Origin of the sequence: Paeniglutamicibacter sp. ZC-3 (assembly GCF_025847175.2) — a bacterium.
GTDB classification, from domain to species: Bacteria; Actinomycetota; Actinomycetes; order Actinomycetales; family Micrococcaceae; genus Paeniglutamicibacter; species Paeniglutamicibacter sulfureus.
This window is the reverse complement of the sequence record NZ_JAOYTG010000002.1, coordinates 208,190-227,301: the sequence shown is the minus strand read 5'-3', so window position 1 is coordinate 227,301 and position 19,112 is coordinate 208,190. Positions and strand designations below refer to the sequence as shown.

At 65.1% G+C, this 19,112-nt stretch carries 19 protein-coding genes; 10 read left to right on the top strand and 9 right to left on the bottom strand.

What is annotated here, in order from left to right; translation table 11 throughout:
- Nucleotides 1-86: 86 nt before the first annotated feature.
- Complete coding sequence (locus OIU93_RS04155) at nucleotides 87-1,034, bottom strand: LysR family transcriptional regulator (RefSeq protein WP_264268818.1); 948 nt, start codon at nucleotides 1,032-1,034, stop codon at nucleotides 87-89.
- A 101-nt stretch (nucleotides 1,035-1,135) separates the two neighbouring features.
- On the opposite strand from OIU93_RS04155, the gene OIU93_RS04150 reads away from it, so the two are divergent.
- From OIU93_RS04150 to OIU93_RS04120, 7 genes are all read left to right on the top strand, one after another.
- A complete protein-coding gene (locus OIU93_RS04150) occupies nucleotides 1,136-2,464 on the top strand; it encodes a glucarate dehydratase family protein (RefSeq protein WP_264268817.1) in 1,329 nt (442 codons plus the stop codon).
- A 5-nt stretch (nucleotides 2,465-2,469) separates the two neighbouring features.
- Nucleotides 2,470-3,480, top strand: coding sequence for a 2-hydroxyacid dehydrogenase (locus OIU93_RS04145; RefSeq protein WP_264268816.1), 1,011 nt, complete (start codon nucleotides 2,470-2,472; stop codon nucleotides 3,478-3,480).
- A 167-nt stretch (nucleotides 3,481-3,647) separates the two neighbouring features.
- Nucleotides 3,648-4,100 carry a hypothetical protein gene (locus OIU93_RS04140; RefSeq protein ID WP_264268815.1) on the top strand — a complete coding sequence of 151 codons (453 nt, stop codon included), beginning with the start codon at nucleotides 3,648-3,650 and terminating at the stop codon, nucleotides 4,098-4,100.
- Nucleotides 4,097-4,720 (top strand): hypothetical protein, encoded by a 624-nt coding sequence (locus tag OIU93_RS04135; protein ID WP_264268814.1) that lies wholly within the window; start codon nucleotides 4,097-4,099, stop codon nucleotides 4,718-4,720. Before OIU93_RS04140 ends, OIU93_RS04135 begins: the two co-directional genes overlap by 4 nt.
- On the top strand, nucleotides 4,717-5,460 hold the full coding sequence (locus tag OIU93_RS04130) for a glycosyltransferase family 2 protein (protein ID WP_264268813.1): 744 nt from the start codon (nucleotides 4,717-4,719) through the stop codon (nucleotides 5,458-5,460). Before OIU93_RS04135 ends, OIU93_RS04130 begins: the two co-directional genes overlap by 4 nt.
- A gap of 217 nt (nucleotides 5,461-5,677) precedes the next feature.
- Entirely contained in the window at nucleotides 5,678-6,280 is a 603-nt protein-coding gene (locus tag OIU93_RS04125; protein WP_264268812.1) for an NADPH-dependent FMN reductase, read from the top strand.
- Between the two features lie 175 nt (nucleotides 6,281-6,455).
- Nucleotides 6,456-7,808 (top strand): MFS transporter, encoded by a 1,353-nt coding sequence (locus OIU93_RS04120; RefSeq protein ID WP_264268811.1) that lies wholly within the window; start codon nucleotides 6,456-6,458, stop codon nucleotides 7,806-7,808.
- A gap of 57 nt (nucleotides 7,809-7,865) precedes the next feature.
- Here the strand turns inward: OIU93_RS04120 and OIU93_RS04115 are convergent, their stop codons facing one another.
- The 6 genes from OIU93_RS04115 to OIU93_RS04090 all read right to left on the bottom strand — a co-directional run bounded on the left by OIU93_RS04115 (nucleotide 7,866) and on the right by OIU93_RS04090 (nucleotide 14,101).
- On the bottom strand, nucleotides 7,866-8,258 hold the full coding sequence (locus OIU93_RS04115) for a hypothetical protein (RefSeq protein ID WP_264268810.1): 393 nt from the start codon (nucleotides 8,256-8,258) through the stop codon (nucleotides 7,866-7,868).
- Between the two features lie 174 nt (nucleotides 8,259-8,432).
- Complete coding sequence (locus OIU93_RS04110; protein WP_264268809.1) at nucleotides 8,433-9,083, bottom strand: alpha/beta hydrolase; 651 nt, start codon at nucleotides 9,081-9,083, stop codon at nucleotides 8,433-8,435.
- A 319-nt stretch (nucleotides 9,084-9,402) separates the two neighbouring features.
- A complete protein-coding gene (locus OIU93_RS04105; protein WP_264268808.1) occupies nucleotides 9,403-11,373 on the bottom strand; it encodes an acetoacetate--CoA ligase in 1,971 nt (656 codons plus the stop codon).
- Nucleotides 11,370-11,978, bottom strand: a complete 609-nt coding sequence (locus OIU93_RS04100; RefSeq protein ID WP_264268807.1) for a cupin domain-containing protein — start codon at nucleotides 11,976-11,978, stop codon at nucleotides 11,370-11,372. Before OIU93_RS04100 ends, OIU93_RS04105 begins: the two co-directional genes overlap by 4 nt.
- Nucleotides 11,978-12,994 carry a fumarylacetoacetate hydrolase family protein gene (locus OIU93_RS04095; RefSeq protein ID WP_264268806.1) on the bottom strand — a complete coding sequence of 339 codons (1,017 nt, stop codon included), beginning with the start codon at nucleotides 12,992-12,994 and terminating at the stop codon, nucleotides 11,978-11,980. Before OIU93_RS04095 ends, OIU93_RS04100 begins: the two co-directional genes overlap by 1 nt.
- A 192-nt stretch (nucleotides 12,995-13,186) precedes the next feature.
- Complete coding sequence (locus OIU93_RS04090) at nucleotides 13,187-14,101, bottom strand: LysR family transcriptional regulator (protein ID WP_264268805.1); 915 nt, start codon at nucleotides 14,099-14,101, stop codon at nucleotides 13,187-13,189.
- 102 nt (nucleotides 14,102-14,203) lie between these two features.
- Here OIU93_RS04090 and OIU93_RS04085 point away from each other — a divergent pair, with 102 nt between their 5' ends.
- Genes OIU93_RS04085 through OIU93_RS04075 form a run of 3 tightly spaced genes read left to right on the top strand, consistent with a single transcriptional unit; the run spans nucleotide 14,204 to nucleotide 17,103 of the window.
- Nucleotides 14,204-15,484 (top strand): cytochrome P450, encoded by a 1,281-nt coding sequence (locus OIU93_RS04085; RefSeq protein ID WP_264268804.1) that lies wholly within the window; start codon nucleotides 14,204-14,206, stop codon nucleotides 15,482-15,484.
- Nucleotides 15,485-15,510: 26 nt separating this feature from the next.
- Entirely contained in the window at nucleotides 15,511-15,834 is a 324-nt protein-coding gene (locus tag OIU93_RS04080; protein WP_264268803.1) for a 2Fe-2S iron-sulfur cluster-binding protein, read from the top strand.
- Nucleotides 15,835-15,846: 12 nt separating this feature from the next.
- Nucleotides 15,847-17,103 carry an NAD(P)/FAD-dependent oxidoreductase gene (locus OIU93_RS04075; RefSeq protein ID WP_264268802.1) on the top strand — a complete coding sequence of 419 codons (1,257 nt, stop codon included), beginning with the start codon at nucleotides 15,847-15,849 and terminating at the stop codon, nucleotides 17,101-17,103.
- A gap of 117 nt (nucleotides 17,104-17,220) precedes the next feature.
- On the opposite strand, the gene OIU93_RS04070 is transcribed toward OIU93_RS04075, so the two are convergent.
- Nucleotides 17,221-18,072 (bottom strand): ABC transporter substrate-binding protein, encoded by an 852-nt coding sequence (locus tag OIU93_RS04070; RefSeq protein WP_264268801.1) that lies wholly within the window; start codon nucleotides 18,070-18,072, stop codon nucleotides 17,221-17,223.
- Nucleotides 18,069-19,100 (bottom strand): fumarylacetoacetate hydrolase family protein, encoded by a 1,032-nt coding sequence (locus OIU93_RS04065; RefSeq protein WP_264268800.1) that lies wholly within the window; start codon nucleotides 19,098-19,100, stop codon nucleotides 18,069-18,071. The genes OIU93_RS04070 and OIU93_RS04065 overlap by 4 nt, the downstream gene beginning before the upstream one ends.
- Between the last annotated feature and the right edge of the window lie 12 nt (nucleotides 19,101-19,112).

Below are 19,112 nucleotides of genomic sequence, written 5' to 3'. Positions count from 1 at the left end.
GGCGGGATGGGGTGAGCGGTAGTGGCGTTCAGCGACGCAAGGAAGAGCTGCCCAACGGGGGCTACTCCAGGCAACCTACTTCGAGCTCAAACCGGTTCTTTCGGGCCAGTCGAATCGTTCGGTTCCCCGGATTCCGGAGTGAGCGAATCCAGGAAGATCTTGCGCAGCATTTCCGCCGCCGGGTTGGTGGACGACTCGTCCCAGGCCAGATACATATCCGAATGGTTGAGGTTCGACAGCCCGTTGGCCCCGATGATTTCCTCAAAGACCACGCCACGCGGGGCGAACTCCATGGCGGTTGCCGGAACCAGCGTGACGCCCAGACCCGCAGCCACCAACGCCAACAATGCCGGAATCTGGCTGGCAATCTGGGCAATATTCGGCCGGGCACCGACCGAGTCGAAAAGCCGGAGCACCAGGTCATAGAAGTACCGGGCCTCCCCCGTGGAATACATCATCAGGGGCAAGCCCACGAGTTCCTTGATGAACACGCCCTTCCCCGTGGCCAGGTCGTGGCCTTCCGGCAGCGCCACCACCAACCGATCCTTTTTGACGAGCTGGGTGACCACACCCGGGCGGGTGACCATCGGACGCAGGAGCCCGATATCGATCGAGCCCTTGCTCAGCGCCTCCAGCTGCTCAACGGAGACGGCCTCACGCAGCACCAGGGTGACATGCGGCAGGTGTTTGGAGGCCTGGCTCAACAGGTCAGGAAGCACGGCTTGGCCGGCTACGGCCGTGTACCCGATGACCACGGTCCCCGCGTCACCCGTGGCCACCCGGGACACCTCCAAACTCGTCTTCGAGCTCAAGTCGAGGATTCGCCTGGCATTGGGCAACAACACCCGGCCCGCTGCGGTGAGCTCCACCCGGCGGGAGTTCCGAATGAAGAGCTGGGCCTGGAGCTCGCGTTCAAGGAGTTGGATCTGTCGACTCAGCGGAGGCTGAGTCATGTTCAGCCGCTCCGCCGCGGCACCGAAGTGCAATTCCTCGGCCACCGCCACGAATGACTCGAGCTGGATCAGCGAAAACATCGATTCACTCCTTGAATGATTGGTTGTCATATTTGGCTTGGACACGCATCTTTGCAAGCACCTAAGGTGAGTCTAGCCACACCATTGATACGGAGCCCCACATGTCGGAATCTGGACCAGACTTCTCGCTCGCAACGCTCAATCCCGATGCCACTGCCTCAAACAGTTCCATCATCACGGAGATCAGCGTGACTCCCGTGGCGTTCGCCGATCCCCCGCTGTTGAACTCCGTGGGCGTGCACGAGCCCTTCGCGCTGAGGGCGATCGTGGTCATCCGCACCGAGGAGGGTCTCTACGGCCTGGGGGAAACCTACGGCGATGAAGCCCACGTGGCACGGTTGAGCCGGGCAGCCTCCATGCTGGTGGGCGCGGACGCCTTCAACATCAACCAGGTTTCGGCCCTGGTCACCGAATCCCTGCGCGAGGACTCGGGTTTCGGCGGGCATGGCACCGGCGGCATGGTCACCACCACGTCCTTGGAAGACAGGGTCCTCTCGGCCTTCGACGTGGCCTGCCTCGATATCCAGGGGAAGGCACTGGGAGTACCGGTCAGCATGTTGTTGGGCGGAGCGGTGCGCGACGAGGTCGCATTCAGCGGCTACCTCTTCTACAAATGGGCGGGACATCCGGGCCAGGCACCCGATGCGTGGGGCGAGGCGCTGGACCCGGCGGGAATCGTGGCCCAGGCCCGCAAGATGGTCAACGACTACGGCTTTACCGCGCTCAAGCTCAAGGGCGGGGTCTTCGAACCGGAGATCGAGGCAGCCACGATCGAGGCCTTGCGTGAGGCGTTCCCCGAGATGCCGCTGCGCATCGACCCCAACGGGGTGTGGACGGTTGAGACCGCGATCAAGGTTGGGCGGCGGCTGGAGCCGGTGTTGGAATATCTTGAGGACCCATGCCTGTCGATCGCTGACAATGCGGCGGTCCGCGCCGCAGTGAACCTACCCATAGCGACCAACATGTGCGTGGTGTCCTTCAACGACGTGCCCCCGGCCATCGCCGCCGGCGCCGTGGACGTCGTCCTCTCGGACCACCACTTCTGGGGAGGCCTGAGGCGCTCGCAGGCCTTGGCCGGCATCGCCGAGACCTTCAAGCTCGGCCTGTCCATGCACTCGAACTCGCACCTTGGCATCAGCTTTGCCGCGATGATCCAGCTGGCCGCCGCCACCAGGAACATCGACTATGCCTGCGACACCCATTGGCCCTGGAAGCTGGCCAGCGATGACGTGATCGTCCCGGGAGCCTTGAAGATCGAAGGTGGCTCGGTGCGGGTTCCCACCCGACCTGGACTCGGAGTGGAACTCGACGAAGAAGCGCTGGCCCGGATGCACCAGCAATATCTGGATTGTGGGCTCACCAAACGCGACGATACCACCTACATGCAGAGCATCCACCCGGATTTCCAGCTCATCACCCCGCGCTGGTGAAGGCCATGCGTATCGTCGTCACCGACCCCATCATCTCCAGATTCGCGGACCTGCTGCAGGAAACCGCCCCCGGGAACGACTGGGACTTCGTTGCCGACCTTTCCTCCGAAGCACAGTCCGCGGCCATCGCCCGTGCCGGGGTGCTGGTGTGTGCCAAGCTCAGTGCCCGTGATGCCTCCGCCTGCACCGCCGGATTCGTGCACATCACCGGCTCCGGCGCAGACCGCGTCGCCGTCGCCGACCTCCCCATCGAGACGGTGGTTTCGCGGACCTCCCACCATGAACGCTCGATTGCCGAACACATCCTGATGGCGGTGCTTGCACACCAGCGGCGGTTGCTGTCCGTGACCCACCAAATGCGTTCCGGATCCTGGCGCTCGGTGGCCACCGAACCTGGCACTCCCCTGCACCGGACCCTGGATGAACTCACGATTGGCTTCGTGGGACTCGGCGGGATCGGAACCGAAGCCGTGCGCATGTGCACCGGGCTGGGAATGAGAGCCGTTGCCGTGCGCCGGAATCCCGAAGCGGCGGAAGCACCAGGAACCAATCTCCAGTGGGTCAAGGCCATGGAGGACCTCCCCGAACTTCTGGCGGCGAGTGACGTGGTCGTCCTTTGTCTGCCGCTCACCGAGGAAACCCGCGGGTTGATGGGAACCGAGCAATTCGCACGGATGCGCAGCGACGCCCTGCTGATCAATGTTTCTCGCGGACCGATCATTGCCGAAGAGGCACTGTACGCGGCGCTTCGTGAGGGAACCATCGGAGGTGCGGCCTTGGACGTTTGGTGGGACGCACCCAACGGCACGGAGGCACCCGAGACTGTTGGCCGCTTCGCGGCCCTCCCGAACGTCATTTCCACCCCTCACCATTCCGGCCACGCCCTCCAGACCTTCGTGCGTCGCGCGACTGAAATCGCGCAGAACATCAACCTTTTCAAGGAGGGACGACCACCAAGCAACACCTTCGATCGCGTCCAGAGTGCGGCACCCTTCAAATCGCTTCCGCTCGCGTAAAGTCACCGGCAGCAAGGCGGTAAGTCTGTCTGAAGCAGGGAGCTCCCCCGGCACGCCGCAGGAAGTAGCCCACGGCCGGCGGGCATCTCCCTGTGCGATTGGCTGACTTTTACTACGTGGTGGTTTACGCTCGCCACGTAGCGAAACCATCGGAGAAGGGACCTTCAATGAGTCATGATCGTGAAAATCCAAGTTCCGGGCATACGGTGCCACCGAACACGTCGAAGGAAACCATCGATGCATTGGGAAAACTCTCCGAAGCGCTCGAAGTCGTGGAAGATGCCCGTGGAAGTCTGTATCGGTTTCATCGTCTGACAGGCAGGGCAGACCTGGCCCTGGGCGAAGCCGTGGACATGTTCAAGGATGCAGGGTACGAAGATATCGCCCGCAAATTGCAGGACACCATGGTGGGGCGCAATGTCTTGGAAGGACGATGGACCTTCCAGATCATGGAGGAATACGACGATGGGTACTACAAAGATTTCAAGACACTGGAGGAAGAGATTCGCCAACAGCTCGTCGAGGGTCGTCGTCACCTCTTTGAGGCGCAAATGAAGGAAGATCGCCGAACTCACGGGCAACGCCATCACGAAGCCAGTCCACCGGAGGAACCATTGTGAGTAGGTTGCCCGCAGCCTCTAACCCGAGCGTTTCTCTGTCGTTCGTCAAGGAAGCGGCGAGCGCGTACGAGCAAATCTTCGTTCCACACCTCGGTGATGCCTTGCGGTTGGTTGTCCTGTTGGCCATTCCCGCGGCGTGGATCATTTCGGGTCCGCTTTCGGCACTGACGATGCTGCTGGTGTCCGGCGGGACGTGGGCATTGCGCTACTACTCCTCGTCCCGGAGTGAGGATCTCGCGGGCCAGATCGTGTTGCTTCTTGGTGGGGCATTCAGCGTGCTGGGCACCTACAAGGTAGTCGAATGGCTGGATCTCGTAGTCCACTTGCTGATGCTGGCGGTCTTGACCAAGACGCTCGCCAACATGCTGGTCCACCATGCGATGTTGCCGGATGCCTCAAACCGGCGCCAGGCAACAGGATTCTTGGTGGCCGTGACGGGATTGGGTGTCCTGCTCGCCTTGCTCTGGGAAATCGGAGAATGGGCCGGCCACACCTTCATCAACCCGGAAGTCGGAGTCGGTTATGAAGACACGCTCGGGGATTTGGTTGCTGGTTCCCTGGGGTCGCTGATGGCCGCATTCTGGTTCCATCGCTCGACCCGTTTCAGCAGGCCATCATGAGTACGCTCAGCGTGGTGGTCCCGGTACTAAACGATGCTCAGCACCTGCGAGTACTCCTTGACCTGCTGGCCCGGCAATCAAAGTCGCCGGACGAAATCATCGTCGTCGACAACGGATCAACCGACGATTCCGTGTTCTGGGCCCAGGCCGCGGGCGCAAGGGTGATCCACCAACCTCTGCCCGGAATCTTGGCGGCTGCCGCTGCAGGCTACGAGGCGGCGACGGGCGAGGTCACCATCCGTTGCGACGCCGATACGCGGCCTCCGAACGACTGGGTGCGCCGGATCGACGAGCATTTCACGCGTAACGGCGAACTTGATGCGTTGACAGGTCCGGGTCGTTTCTATGATCTGCCGGGCTTCATCGGCGCGATGGCCTCGTCCTTCTATGCTTCGGCATATTTCCTAGGTATCGGCGGAGCCGTCGCCCGCGTGCCGCTCTGGGGGTCCAACATGGCCTTCCGCAGCGAAATCTGGCCGGCGGTGAGCGAGCAACTGGATTTGGGGAACCTGGATGTTCATGATGACTTGGAGTTCACCTGCAAACTCGAACCCGGCGCCGTCACACGATTCGACAGGAAGCTGCGGGTTGGAGCGGCCGGGCGGATTTTCCTCAGGAAGGGCGGGCTCCGTGATTCCGTCGGCGTGGCGCTGCGGACCCTGGAACTCAACGGCGCTGCTGCAGGGGTGCGGCGACGCTGGCACCGGAAGCTAGGTGCCAGGCGTCATGCGACGCGGTGAACGATTCCTGCTTGTGCTCCGCGGAAGGGTCGCGGAGCATCTGATCCAAGGGTCGGACAGCGGACGGCGGCCCTTCGATTCCGCGAATCGGTGAATGCTGCCAAGTCGTCTGGCACCAGCGCCCGGGTCAGGTACACATGCAGCAGGCATGCGCGTTCACCGGATATTTGCCAACTAACTCTGGACGGCTCCGCGGCCTCCGTGTTGGACTGTCCCCATGACTAACTACAACATTGGTTATTTCGTCGGTTCCTTGTCCACCAACTCCATCAACCGCACCCTTTCCAAGGCGTTGATCAAACTGGCCCCGGACAACCTTCAATTCACCGAGATCTCCATCAAGGATCTCCCGTTGTACAACTACGATTTTGACGCCAACTACCCGCCCGAGGGCACCGCATACAAGCAGGCAGTCGAGTCTTCGGATGGCCTGCTGTTCGTCTCCCCCGAGTACAACCGTTCCATCCCCGGCGCGCTAAAGAACGCCATCGACTGGGGATCCCGACCCTGGGGTGCCAACTCCTTCGCCCGCAAGCCCAGCGGCATCATCGGCGCATCGGTCGGTGCCATCGGCACAGCAGTCATGCAATCGAACATGCGCAGCGTGCTCAGCTTCCTGGACGCGCCCCAACTGAACTCCCCCGAGGGTTACATCGCTTTCAAGCCGGAGATCTTTGATGCCGAGGGCAACGTGTCAGACAGTGGGACGGCGGAATTCCTTGGCCATTACATGAGCGAATTCGCAGCGTTTGTCGAGCGCGTCCTGGATGCCAATGCCGAAGGGCACATTGGCGACCTGGACCCCGTCGAGGCGCCATAGCAACAGCCACCACCGAAAAGGGCTGGGATCGGGTTCGCCCGATCCCAGCACTCTGTCGTTCAGGTGACTTCCGGGCGCATAGGGCCTCGTGACACTTTTCGGCCACCCGTCCAAAGTATGAAATTGTGGTTTGACCGATGACCCCACCGAGAGAGCCAAGCCCTTGACACTGCCTATGCCACCCGCCGGCCCTTCTCCCGACGTGGCGCGGAGCAAAACACCTCGAATCCACCGGGCCTGGCTCGTGGCTGCGGTGACGGTTCTTGCCCTGATTGCGGCCGCCGCCTTCCGCTCCACCACCGGGGCGTTCTTTGAACCGCTGGAAGCCGAATTCGGCTGGACGCGCTCCCAGCTTTCTACCGCGGTGACCATCAACCTCGTGGTCTACGGATTGGTGGCGCCGTTCGCGGCGACGCTGCTCGAACGGTTCTCGATGCGCTTCGTTGCCGCCCTGGCCCTGGGTCTGGTCTCGGCCGGCGCCGGGCTCGCGGTCTTCGTTTCCGAGGTGTGGCAGCTCTGGCTCCTGTGGGGCGGACTGGTGGGAATCGGCACAGGTGCCATTGCCCTGGTGTTCGGTGCGGTGGTGGCGAACCGCTGGTTCGCCGCGCGGCGCGGACTGGTGATGGGAATCTTCTCCGCGGCCAACGCCTGCGGCCAGCTGATCTTCCTCCCCACCATCGTGCATCTCACCGGACTCCACGGCTGGCGCACCGCCTCACTGCTGGTGGCGGGCTTTGCGCTGGCCATCGTTCCCCTGCTGTTCTGGCCGTTCGCCAACAGCCCGGCCGAGGCGAAGACCACGCCCTACGGAGCCGCCGCCGACACGAACGCCACGACGGCAACGGCCAAGGCCCGCCCCGCCGGCAACGCCATGGCCGAGACTCTGGGGGTGCTCCGCCATGCGATGAGGTTCCGGGCATTCTGGATCCTGGCGTTCACGTTCTGGATTTGCGGCTGGTCGACCAACGGGCTGATCCAGACCCACTTCATTCCCGCATCCCACGACCACGGCATGCCGGCGACCACCGCCTCCGGGCTCCTGGCATTGATCGGCGTCTTTGACATCATTGGCACCATCGCCTCGGGCTGGCTGACCGACCGGATCCGCCCGTGGCTGCTGCTGGTCTTCTACTACGGGCTGCGCGGGATATCGCTGCTGACCGTCCACTCGCTGCTCGGCCCCACGGTGGAGCCGGTGCTCTGGATCTTCATCCTCTTCTACGGGCTGGACTGGGTAGCCACCGTCCCACCCACCGTCGTGCTGTGCAGGCAATACTTCGGCCCGGTCCGGGCGGCGGTGGTCTTCGGCTGGGTCTTCGCCTTCCACATGGTCGGCGCCGGCGTGGGCGCGCTCACCGCGGGGATCGGCCGCGACATCTCGGGCAGCTACCTGATCGCCTGGATCACCGCGGCGATCCTCTGCTTCCTCGCCGCCGCCAGTCTGTTCCTACTACCCGGATCCCGCAAGGCCGTTGAACCGACCCCTGAGCACATCACCGACGAGGTTGAATCGTCGCCCGTGGAGTAACTGCCACAAAGGCTGGCCAGCGATCGTGATCGCTGGCCAGCCTTTGTTGTGGAGCCGTTAGTTCTTCAACGCCGCACGGACGGCGGGGAGCACCTCGGTGGCCAGCAGTTCGATGGAGCGCAGCGTCTGCGCCTGCGACAAGCCTCCCAGGCCCACCTGCGCGAGGAATCGGGTGTGGCCCAGGATCTCGTGCTCCCAGAGAATCTTCTCCACGATCTCGGCCGGGCTACCGGCAAAGAGTGCACCCTTCGGGCTGGCCCAGGCCTCGAAGGCCGCCCGGTCCAGACGGCCGGCCCGGGGCATGTTCTGCCCGATGTACGAGCTGTAGTGCGGGAAGAACGTGTCCCTGGCTCCCTGCGAAGTCTCCTCGACATAGAAGTGCGAGGTCACCCCGACCTGCCCGGGTTCCCGGCCCGCGGCAGCGGCGGAGCGGCGGGGAGGAGACCGCAAAGTCCTCGCGGTGATGCTCGCCCACGCCAAAGACGTCGAGTCCGGCCTCGTCAGCCACCCGGGCCCATTCGAGAATGTCGCGCATGCGCGTGGCGGCGTCGATCGGCTTGCCGGCCGCATCGCGGGTGAGCTCGCCAAAGGTGAAGATTCCGATCTCGAACGGGTTGGCGGCACTCATGCGCCGGTTGCCACCTCGGCACCGAGCTGTGCGGTGACAAAGTCGCGTACGTCGTCGAGCTCGGCGGCGTTGATGCCGTGTGCCAGGCCCGGGTACACCTTCTCGATTAGCGAGGAGTGGGTCGGCAAGAATTCGGTGGTGCGCGTGATCGCGACCGGGGCGATGACCCGGTCCACGGCGCCGCGGCCCCAGAACACCGCCGGGAGGTTTTCGCGCAGCGACTCGTCGCCCGGCTGGTCTGCACCCAGGACGAATCCGCCCAGGATCACCGGGGCAATGACGCGCTCGGGGCGGGTGCGCAGCAGCTGGCTGGCCATGAGCCCGCCCTGGGAGAAACCGACGGGAATGATGCGGGTGGACGGATCGACGTTTTCCGTGATCCAGGCCCAGATGGCCTCGGTTGCGGCCTCGACCGGCGCGGCATCCGGTGCGCCCGGGGTGGTGATCTCGAACCATGCGGCGCCGCCATTGCCAAGCTCCAGCGGAGCGCGCAAGGAGGCCCATAGTAGATCCAGGCCGAGTGCCGGAGCCAATCCGCTGAGGTCCTGCTCGTTCGAACCGAAGCCGTGCAGGAAGAGCACGACAGCGTCGGGAGTCTCGTTGGTGGTCCAGCCGGTCGAGCGTACGTCGCGCAGTGTGGTGGTCATTCGGGAATCGACTCCTTGGGCAGGGGCGGGAGGGCTTGTTGTTTCTACAGTCAACGATACATGATTTGGTTTAATCTTCAAGCATTAGTGGCGAGTTGATCCTCACGCTTCGCGAGGCGATGCCGCGGGATCCAGTACTCCGCACACAGCGCGGTGCCGATCCTTTTGTCGCAATCATCGTCGTAACCTACAAGCCAACTTCAACTATCAATGGTGAAAGTTTTTTTAAGTAGAGGCCAAGAACGCGAAAGAGGTTGGTGAACCGATATCGGCTCACCAACCTCTCGCGCGTTCATCGCCGGGCATCTCGCCGGGCCGGTTACGGCGAGACCGACTGCCGTCCAAGGGCGAAGTCGGCGTAGGCCTCCAGCAACTGGGGGTCATCCACCGATCCGAGATCCGCGACGGTGTCCAGCTGCGCACCCTGCAGGAGCCGCTTGACGGGAACCTCCAGTTTCTTCCCGGTACGGGTGTGTGGAATTCCGCGCATGAAGACAATCTCGTCGGGCAGGTAGCGGACCGAAAGGTTCTCCCGGATGGCGCGGGTGATCGCCTCGCGGGCCGCCTCCGGATTGACACCCTCGGCCACGTGGACGAACAACGGCATGTAGTAGTCGGTGCCCAGCTCCGCACCGACAACCAAGGCCTCGGCGACTTCCGGCAGCGACTCAACCACCGCGTAGATGTCGGCCGAACCGAGCCGCAACCCGTTGCGGTTCAGCGTCGAATCCGAACGTCCGTGGATCAGGATGCCCCGGTGCGTGAACTCGATGAAGTCCCCATGCCGCCACACCCCCGGATACATGCTGAAGTAGCTTTCGTGGTACCGACTGCCATCATCCCCCCAGAAGCTCAGCGGCATCGAGGGCATCGGCTTGGTGACCACCAGTTCACCCTTGCCGCGGGTGGGATTTCCCGCTTCGTCCCACGACTCCACGCGCACCCCGAGGGCCGGGGCCTGGATGTGGCCGACGTGGACCGGCAGGGTCGGGGATCCTCCCACGAAGATGGAGGCGATATCGGTGCCGCCACTCATCGAGGCCAGCCAGATATCACCCACATTGCCGTAGACCCAGCGATAGCCATCGGCCGAGAGCGGCGACCCGGTGACCTGAAGGGATTTCAGGTCACCCAGATCGTGGTCGCGCATCGGCACCATGGCTGCCTTCGCGCAGGAGTGGACGAATCCGGCGCCCACGCCGAGGACAGCGACGCGCTCGGCCGCGGCAATCTGCCACACCCGATCGATCGACGGGAAGGTGGGGTTTCCGTCGACGAGCACCGCCGTCGCCCCCACGCCCAGGGCTGAGACAACTGCGTTCCACAGCACCCAGCTGGTCGAGGCGACGTTGAGGTAACGGTCCCCCTGCCGCAGGTCGGAGTGGATGAGGAGCATCTTCATTTCCTCAAGCAGTGCACCGCCGTGCCCGTGCACGATGCCCTTGGGAATGCCCGTGGTCCCCGAGGAGAACAGCACCCACAGGGGGTGGCTGAACTCGACGTCGTCAAAGTGCAGCTCCGCCGGTTCGGCCACTGCCTGGGCCCAATCCACTGCCGGGGCCGTGATCGGGATACTCGGGATGGAGGTGTGCCGACCAACCCAGATCACGTGTTCAACGGTGGGGAGCTGGGCGAAGATCTCTTCCAACTCCGTACGGCGGTCACGGTCCTTGCCGCCGAGCATGTAGCCCGGCGCGGCGATGACGACCTTGGGATCCAGCTGGGCGAACCGCGAAACGATCGCACCCGGGCCGAACTCCGGGGCGCAGACCGACCACACGGCACCGATGGAGGCGGCGGCGAGCAGCCCGACGACTGCCTCGGCAACGTTCGGGAGGATCGCGACGACCCTGTCCCCGTGGCCCACGCCGCGGGCACGAAGGTGCGCGGCGAGGGAGGCCACCTGGTGCCGCAGGGCTTCGAAGGTGACCTCCTCGCGCGTCCCGTCCTCGGCAATGCCGATCAGGGCGATGCCCTCGTGGCCCTGCAGCAGGTGCCGGGCGAAGTTCAACGTGCGTCCCGGGAACCAGCGGGTGTGCGGCATGGCGTCGGTGGTGCAGACGGGACCCTCGGTCCCGCCGAATTCGACGCCGGCAAAGCGGGCGAAGAGTTCCCAGAACCGCTCGGGCTCGGCCACCGACCACGCCCAGAGCTCGTCGTAGCCGGTGCCGGGGTCGATGCCTTGCCCGCCCAGGAAGGCGGCGAAGCGTCCGACGCCGGTCTGCGCGGCGTCTTCCGGCTCGGGTTGCCAGATCACCTCGCCGTCGGCGGCCTGGGCATCGGTGATCATGCGCTCTCCATGGACCGGGAGCCAGCCTTGCGCTGCTCGGCGATCTGCGCAGCGGTTTGCGGCTCGGTGCCGATCAGCACGAACAGGACCCGGGCCGTGGTGTCGGTGCGGTTGGACCACGCGTGGCTGGTGGCGCGTTGCACGGCCACGTCGCCGGCGCGCATGGTGGCCTCGCCCTCGTCGACCAGCAGGGTGATCTCGCCCTCGAGCACCACCGCGTAGTCCAACGAGTCGGTGCGGTGGAACCAGAAGTGCTTGGAGCCGCTGTGCTCATTGCCGGCCTCGGCCTCCTCGTGCCCGTCAAGCTCGCTGAAGATCACCGAGCCCGCCTCGTCCGGATACACGGAGTCCGGCGGGAAGTCGGCGATGCGCATGATCGTCTGGCCCGGGGCGGGGAAGCTGGGGATCTCGGCGTCCGCCGCCGCCGGGTCCGCGTCGCTGACGTGGTCGATGGGTCCGGCGTCGGTCAGCCAGGGCACGGTGGCGCCGAAGCCGGGGATCAGGTCCGAGGACCAGTGGTTGGGAGCGGCACCGTCCGAGAGGATGATGGCGCGTCCCGCATCGTCATGTCCGGTGACGATGCGGCGAACCGGGGGCCTGGTCATTACGCCACCCAGGCTTCGTGCGGGTAGGTGCGGGGCTCGGGCCACCAGGGGGCCTTTTCGCGCTCGACGGAGATCGGGGTGCGCAGCGTGCCGACGCCCTCGAGTTCGAGTTCGATGACATCGCCCGGCTTGAGGAACCTGCCGATTTCAACGCCGGCGCCGAAGCCCATGGTGCCCGACCCGATGAGGTCGCCCGGCTGCAGGCGGTCGGAGATCGAGACGTAGGCCAGCAGCTCGGCGGGGGTGTAGACGAAGTCCTCGACCTTGGTGTCGGAGAGCACCTCGCCGTTGACGCGGACCTGGCCGCGCAGGCCCTCGATGGAGTCGATTTCATCCATCGTGGTGACCCACGGGCCGATGCCGTAGCCGAAGTCCTTGCACTTCTGCGGGCCCATGCCGATGGCCATTTCCGGGCCCTGGATGTCGCGTGCACTGAAGTCGTTGAAGATGGTGATGCCGAAGAGGTGGTCAAGCGACGTTTCCGGGGTCAGGTTGCTGCCCGACTTGCCCACGACGTAACCGACCTCGAGCTCCCAGTCCAGGGCCTCGGTGAAATCGGGGTAGGGCAGTTCCTGGTTGTGGCCGTAGGACATGGCGGTGGTGCCCTTGAAGTAGCCCGGGCGCTCGTAGATCGAGCGTGCAGGCTGCGCCTTGGCGACGATCCGGTGGAAGTTCTGGATGTGCTGCTCAAAGGTGAGTCCGTCGCGAATGACCGGGGAGTCGACAGCCGCGCGCCAGGAGACCTCGTCGATTGCGTACGAAGCGTCATCTGCAGCTGCGAGCGCATCGTGCGCGGCGTCCAGGAAGATGGAGCCTCCGCCGATTCCCGCTGCCAGACTTCCGGGAAGCACGGCCAAGGCGAGTGCACGGGCACGGTCAGGCTCGGCGCCCTTGCGCTGAAGCGTCAGGGCGTAGGCGCGGGCGAGGTCAATGACCCGGCCCTGTTCGGGCTGGGCAGCGACGAGTCGGATCTGTTCGCCGTCGGGCGTGGGGACTGCAATTCTTCCGAGTTTCATGATGGCTCCTTTGAACTTCATTCATACGATACGTACAGTATCGCATTGATGTGACGAAGTTGGCAATAGTTCAAGATTGCCACGGCGCGGGCGGGTGGCCCAGGGGCACGAGGAGCTGCCGGAAGCACGCAGCAGACCCGGCACTTGGGGGCAAAGAGGGCGGCCGCTCCGAAGGAGCGCGGCTGCGAATTCCTAGTGGGGGTCGGCAGCTTCCAACGCCTCAACGGCGTAGTCCAGAACGGCCTGGGCCCGCTTGCTGAGTCTTGCCCCCGCGGGCCAGATCGCCACCACGGAGGTGACGCCGCTACGCGGGCGCAGCGGTCGGGTGACCAGCGGCAGGCCTTCGCTGGAGACGGGGATCTGGTGCGGCCGCGACATCAAGAGGCTGTATCCCAGCCCGCGGCCCACCAACGCCCTGACCAGATCGATCTGCGGAACGATCGATCCGATGCGTGGCGTCAGCTCACGCTGGGAGAACATCAGCTCTGTGTATCCCGTGCTGGGAGCTGTGTCGAGCATGATCAGGGGAAGCGCCGCAAGATCCGCCAGGTCGATGTCGGCTTGCTGCGCCAATGGCTCGGAGGCGGCAAGGACGGCCAGGACCTCGGTCTCGTAGACGACGCTTCGCTGCAAAGAGGAGGGCAGTCCGATGTCGTAGACGATCGCCAGGTCCAACAAGCCGCTCTCAAGTCCTGCCAGCAGTTCGGTGTGGTCTCCCACGGTGATGCCGATATTCACCTCGGGATGCCGCCGGCCCACGCCTTCGAGCACGGCGGGCAGGACATTGCTGGCCAATCCCGTGTAGCAGCCAAGCGCGACAGGACCACGAAGTTCACCGCGCACCTCCGCGAGTTCACCGACCAGTGTGTCGGCGGAACGCAGGATCTCCCGCGCCCCGGCCGCGAAGTGCCGGCCGGTGGGAGTCAGGTACATGCCCCGGGCCTTGCGGCGAACGCAGAGCTGCTCGCCGACCGCGGCCTCCAACTCCGAGAGGGAATGCGACAGTGCGGATTCGGAGACGTGCAGTGCCTTGGCGGCAGAACTCAGGGTGGAGTGGTCGGGCAGGGCGGCAAACAATTCGAGCTGCCCCAAGGTGAACCGGGCCAATATAAATCCTAGAAATTCGAAGAACTACCGCTAATATCCGCAGTTTACTGCAAGAACTTTCATTGTGACACTGGTTACAGGCAACCTACAAGGAGCATCCCGATGACCAGCCCAGCGGCCCAGTGCCCGTTCCACGACCCCACTGCGTCCAACACCGCCACAACCTCCCCCGTGCAGCAGGCGACGCAGTCGGCGAGCGCGGGTTCCGATGCCCCGGTGGCCGATTGGCTGGATGTCGATAGCCTCGCCGCGGATCCCTACGACGCCTATGCCAGGCTGCGCGAGGAATCCCCCGTGGCCTGGGTTCCAAAACTGCAGAGGTTCTTGGTGACCAGCTATTCCGGCTGCCACGGCATCGAGCAGGACCAGGAAATATTCAGTGCCAACGTCTCCGGTTCAACGATGAACCGGGCCATCGGCGCCCAGCCGATGCTGCGCAAGGACGATCCCGAACACGCCACCGACCGCGCTCCCATCAATCCGGTCCTTCGCCCCAAATCAATCAAGGAGGCCTGGGCGCCGGTCTTCGCGCGCAACGCCGAGTCCTACCTCGACGCACTCGAGGACAAGGGACCGCAGAATGCCGATCTGAACGCCGACTATGCAGCTCCGCTGGCCTCGAAGAACCTCATCGACCTGCTGGGGCTCCGCGACACCGACGTGCACCAGGTCCGCCGATGGTCCCACGACTTCATCGCCGGCATGGGCAATGTCCTTGGCGATCCGGACATCTGGGCGCGTTGCGATGCCTCCACGTCCGAGGCCGACGCGCTCTTGGCGGAACTCATCCCGTTCTACCGCAGGCACCCGGATGCATCCTTGGTTTCTGCCCTGGCCAACAGCGGGCTGCCCGCACAGAACGTCGCCGCCAACGTCAAGCTCGCGATCTCCGGTGGCATGAATGAACCCCAGCACATGATCACCAACATGGTGTGGGCGCTGAGCCTGCATCCGGCCCAACGCGAGGCGGTGCTGGCGGACCCCGCGCTTTGGGCGGCGGCGTTCGACGAGACGGTGCGCTGGCAGTCCCCCATCGGGATGTACCCGCGGCAGAGTACCCGCGCCACGGTCCTGGACGGCGTCCACCTCCCCGCGGGCGCCGGAATCGGCGTCGTGGTTGCCTCCGCAAACCGCGATCAAACCCAGTTCGGAGAAACTGCCGCCGACTTTGACATCCACCGGCCCAAGCGCCCGCACCTGGCCTTCGGCGCGGGCGTCCACCTCTGCGCCGGGCACTGGGCGGCCAAGACCGCCATCGGCCAAATCGCCGTCCCCAAGGCCTACGAGCGCTTCCCCGCGCTGCGCCTGGATGGGGACCGTCCCGAAGCCTGGGGCGGGTGGGTCTTCCGCGGCCTCACCAGCATGCCCGTCACCTGGAACTAAAGAAACACACCGAACGAGGAACCCTCATGCCAACCATTACCTATGCCCAGCCCGACGGGACCGAACAGACCCTCGAGGTCGCCGACGGAACCACGCTGATGCGTGCGGCGGTATCCAACTCAGTCGACGGAATCGTCGGTGAATGCGGCGGCCAGGCCATGTGCGCCACCTGCCACATTTACGTCCGCCCCGAATACGCGCAAAACCTGCCCGAGATCGCGGAGGACGAGGACGAGATGCTTGACTGCACCACGGCCGAGCGCACCGACAACTCGCGCCTGGGCTGCCAGATTGCCGTCGGCCCAACGCTTGGCTCCATCGTCGTCGACGTCCCTGCGGACCAGGTCTAGGCGGGCGGGGACATGGGCATCGTCATCATCGGAGGCGGCCAGGCCGGGCTCCAAAGCGCGGATTCACTGCGCACCGAAGGATATACAGGGGAAATCACTGTCGTCGCCGACGAGCCGGGACTCCCCTACCAGCGCCCGCCGCTGTCCAAGGACTACCTGACACCGGGCAAGGAAGCACTGCCGCTGCCGCTTCGCGGCGAGGCTTTCTTCACCGACAAGGACATCACCCTCCTGACGGGTGCAGCGGCCACCGGCATCGACCGCACGGCCCGGACCGTGTCCCTGGAGGACGGAACGATGTTGCCCTATGAGCGTCTGATCCTGGCCACCGGCACCCGCAACCGCACCTTGGGCTGTTCCGGTGCCGAGTTGCCCGGCATCCATTCGCTGCGCACCCTCGCCGACGCGCAGACGCTACACGCGGCATTGCCAACCGCCAGGAACGTCGTGGTCATCGGTGCCGGGTTCATCGGCCTCGAATTTGCCGCAGCCGCCCGCGCCCACGGATGCAACACCACGGTCCTGGAATTCGCGCCCCGTCCCATGTGCCGGGCATTGACCCCGTTGATGGGCGACTGGTTCGCCGGCGCCCACGAACACCTTGGCATCGATTTGAGGCTATCCGAGGGCATCGACAGGTTCGAGGCCGGGGAGCACGGCCGAGTTGCCACTGCAGTGTCCACCACCGGGGCGAGCTACCCGGCCAACCTCGTCGTGGTGGGCATCGGCGTGCTGCCGAACGACATCCTGGCGATCGAAGCCGGGTTGGAAACCGAGAACGGCATCCTTGTTGATGCGCAGCTGCGCACCTCGGACCCCGGCATCCTGGCGGTCGGGGACTGCGCGAACTTCCCCCATCCGCGCGCCGGGGGCCACATCCGCCTCGAATCGGTGCAGAACGCCACCGACCAGGCACGCCACGCCGCGCGCACCATCATGGCAGCGGCGGGCGGGCAAGCGGAAGCAAACCCGTATGCGGATCTGCCGTGGTTCTGGTCAACCCAGGGCCCGTACCGTCTGCAGATGGCGGGGCTGGCGCGCCCCGAGGACGACACGCTCGTGCTGGGCGATCCGGCGGCCGCGAAGTTCTCCGTGTTGTGCTTCCCCGACGGGATCCTAGCCGCGGTCGAGTCGGTAAACCTGCCGGCAGACCACATGGCCGCCCGCAAGCTGCTGGCCGGTTCCGCCCGCCTCTCCCGCCAGGAGGCCGAAGCAGAGGGATTCACACTCAAGGCCGCCGCGAAATCCCTCCTCAACGCCCTGGCGTAGGCAGGGCAGCAAGACAGGGGAACAGAAACAGGAAAGGCACGGGTCCGGGACAAATAATTCGACCCGGACCCATGCCTTGTAGCCTGACGACGAATCGCCAATACCCAGCCCGTACTCTCAGGTACCGACAGTCGCGGAGCGGGTGGCACGCCGCAGTGGTTCAGTGTCGCAGAGCCCTTCCAAGGTGATGCCCGCCGGAAGCATGTCCAGGCTTTGACGGATCTCGGTGAGCAGCCCCAGTCCGCGATTCCCCACCGCAAGCGTGCGGGCGCGTGTCTCCCAGGCACTCGCTGCCGCTCCCTGGTAGCCGCAGCGTTCCAGCAACTCGATGCCTTCGGAGTCGGCCATCGAATCCCCCGCCTGAATCCCGCGCACCAGGGCGCCCAGGTAGCGTTCCAGCTCCTCGCATTCCAAGACCTCGGCACGGACCACCAGTCCCTGGCCCGGGAGATCCGGCAGCAGCGCATTGACATCGACAATACGCGTGAACCCTGCCTGCTCGGCCAGCTTGTTGAACGGCGGCCCGAGCAGGGTCGCGTCCGCATGTCCGTCCAGCAGCGCATCCAGGCGTTCGCGCACGCCACCGACCACCACAAAATCGACCTCGACGCCGGCGTCCCGCAGCAGCCGCTTGGCGATGAGCGCGAATCCGTTGTCGGGGGCATCCACCGCGAACCGGCACCCGGCCAGGTCCGCGATGGATCCCACGTGTGGACCGGCATGGATGCCCAGCGGCGTGGTTGCCTCGATCTGCGCCACCAGGCGCAGGTCGGTCCCGGCCCGGGCCCATTCGAACAGGTTGTCGATCGCTGTGACGACCATGTCTTGTTCCCCGGCAAGCAAGACCCGCAGCTGCTCGGCGCTCGAGGTGGTGCGGGTTGGCACCACCTCGACGGAGCGCAGGAATCCCAGCTCGGCCGCCAGCAGATAGGACACCGGCGGCACGAAGTGGCTTTGGCGCAGGCTCACGAGGCGGCCCCACCTGCAGCTGCGACGGCGGCAGGGCGATCCACGTACCAGGGAGGCAACTGCCCGGAAGGCCCTCGGACGACCGAGCGCTGGGTGCCGAGACCGGAGATCTCCGCCTCCATCACGTCGCCATCCTGGAGGAAACGGCCCCAATGCGAACCGTTGCCCGCCGGCGAACCGGTGATCAACACGTCCCCGGGCTGCAGCACTGCGACAGAGGATGCGTAGGCGATCAGGCTCGGGATGTCGAAGAGCAGGTCGTCGGCCAGCGCATCCTGCATGAGCTTGCCGTTGAGGCTCAGGCGGATCCGCAACTTCGCCGGGTCCGGCACAAACTTCTTGGGCACCACGTAGGGGCCGGTGGGGAAAAACGTCGGCTGGTTCTTCGCGCGGAACCAGTCGGTGCCCATCATCGCGATGTCATTGCGCGGCACGAGCGCCCGCGAGGTGACATCGTTGACGATGGTGTACCCGGCCACATGGTCGAAGGCGTCCGCGGCCGCGACCCGGTGCGCCCTGCGGCCAATGACCACGCCCAGCTCCAACTCCCAGTCGACGCTGCCGCCGACATCCGGCAATTGCACCTCGTCGTACGCGCCGCAGACGGCCGAGGGGATCCCGGTCCAGACATACGGGTCCCCCGTGCGGCCGCGCTCGTCGATTTCGGCCGCGGCGTCGGTGGCCAGTTGCTGCGCATCCGCGCCTTCGGCACCGAGCTGGTGGGCCACGCTCATCTGGATGACGTGCTCGCGGTAGTTCGCCCCGGCGGCGATGATCGTGCCCACCGGCTGCACCGGGGGCAGCACCTTCAGCCCCGCCAGCGGGCGTGCACCGGCGGCGGCCCGGTCCAGGGATCCGAGCGTATCCAGGTGCGCATCCCAGTCGGCGAACAAGTCCGAAATCCGGGTGATGCCCGGCAGCACCGTGCGCAGGTCAACCACGACGTCCCCGAAGACGGCCCCGGGAAATTGCTCCCCGGCGTCCTCGAAGGTGCCCAGCGCGAATCCGTTCAGCTGTGTTTCTTCCATGGTTCCTCCATC

Bases quoted from the DNA above. Each gene is read 5' to 3' on its own strand.
- OIU93_RS04130 (WP_264268813.1), top strand. From the start codon at position 4,717: ATGAGTACGCTCAGCGTGGTGGTCCCGGTACTAAACGATGCTCAGCAC.
- OIU93_RS04110 (WP_264268809.1), bottom strand. From the start codon at position 9,083: ATGACCACCACACTGCGCGACGTACGCTCGACCGGCTGGACCACCAAC.
- OIU93_RS04140 (WP_264268815.1), top strand. From the start codon at position 3,648: ATGAGTCATGATCGTGAAAATCCAAGTTCCGGGCATACGGTGCCACCG.
- OIU93_RS04080 (WP_264268803.1), top strand. From the start codon at position 15,511: ATGCCAACCATTACCTATGCCCAGCCCGACGGGACCGAACAGACCCTC.
- OIU93_RS04095 (WP_264268806.1), bottom strand. From the start codon at position 12,994: ATGAAACTCGGAAGAATTGCAGTCCCCACGCCCGACGGCGAACAGATC.
- OIU93_RS04155 (WP_264268818.1), bottom strand. From the start codon at position 1,034: ATGTTTTCGCTGATCCAGCTCGAGTCATTCGTGGCGGTGGCCGAGGAA.
- OIU93_RS04075 (WP_264268802.1), top strand. From the start codon at position 15,847: ATGGGCATCGTCATCATCGGAGGCGGCCAGGCCGGGCTCCAAAGCGCG.
- OIU93_RS04105 (WP_264268808.1), bottom strand. From the start codon at position 11,373: ATGATCACCGATGCCCAGGCCGCCGACGGCGAGGTGATCTGGCAACCC.
- OIU93_RS04150 (WP_264268817.1), top strand. From the start codon at position 1,136: ATGTCGGAATCTGGACCAGACTTCTCGCTCGCAACGCTCAATCCCGAT.
- OIU93_RS04120 (WP_264268811.1), top strand. From the start codon at position 6,456: ATGCCACCCGCCGGCCCTTCTCCCGACGTGGCGCGGAGCAAAACACCT.
- OIU93_RS04100 (WP_264268807.1), bottom strand. From the start codon at position 11,978: ATGACCAGGCCCCCGGTTCGCCGCATCGTCACCGGACATGACGATGCG.
- OIU93_RS04065 (WP_264268800.1), bottom strand. From the start codon at position 19,100: ATGGAAGAAACACAGCTGAACGGATTCGCGCTGGGCACCTTCGAGGAC.
- OIU93_RS04125 (WP_264268812.1), top strand. From the start codon at position 5,678: ATGACTAACTACAACATTGGTTATTTCGTCGGTTCCTTGTCCACCAAC.
- OIU93_RS04145 (WP_264268816.1), top strand. From the start codon at position 2,470: ATGCGTATCGTCGTCACCGACCCCATCATCTCCAGATTCGCGGACCTG.
- OIU93_RS04085 (WP_264268804.1), top strand. From the start codon at position 14,204: ATGACCAGCCCAGCGGCCCAGTGCCCGTTCCACGACCCCACTGCGTCC.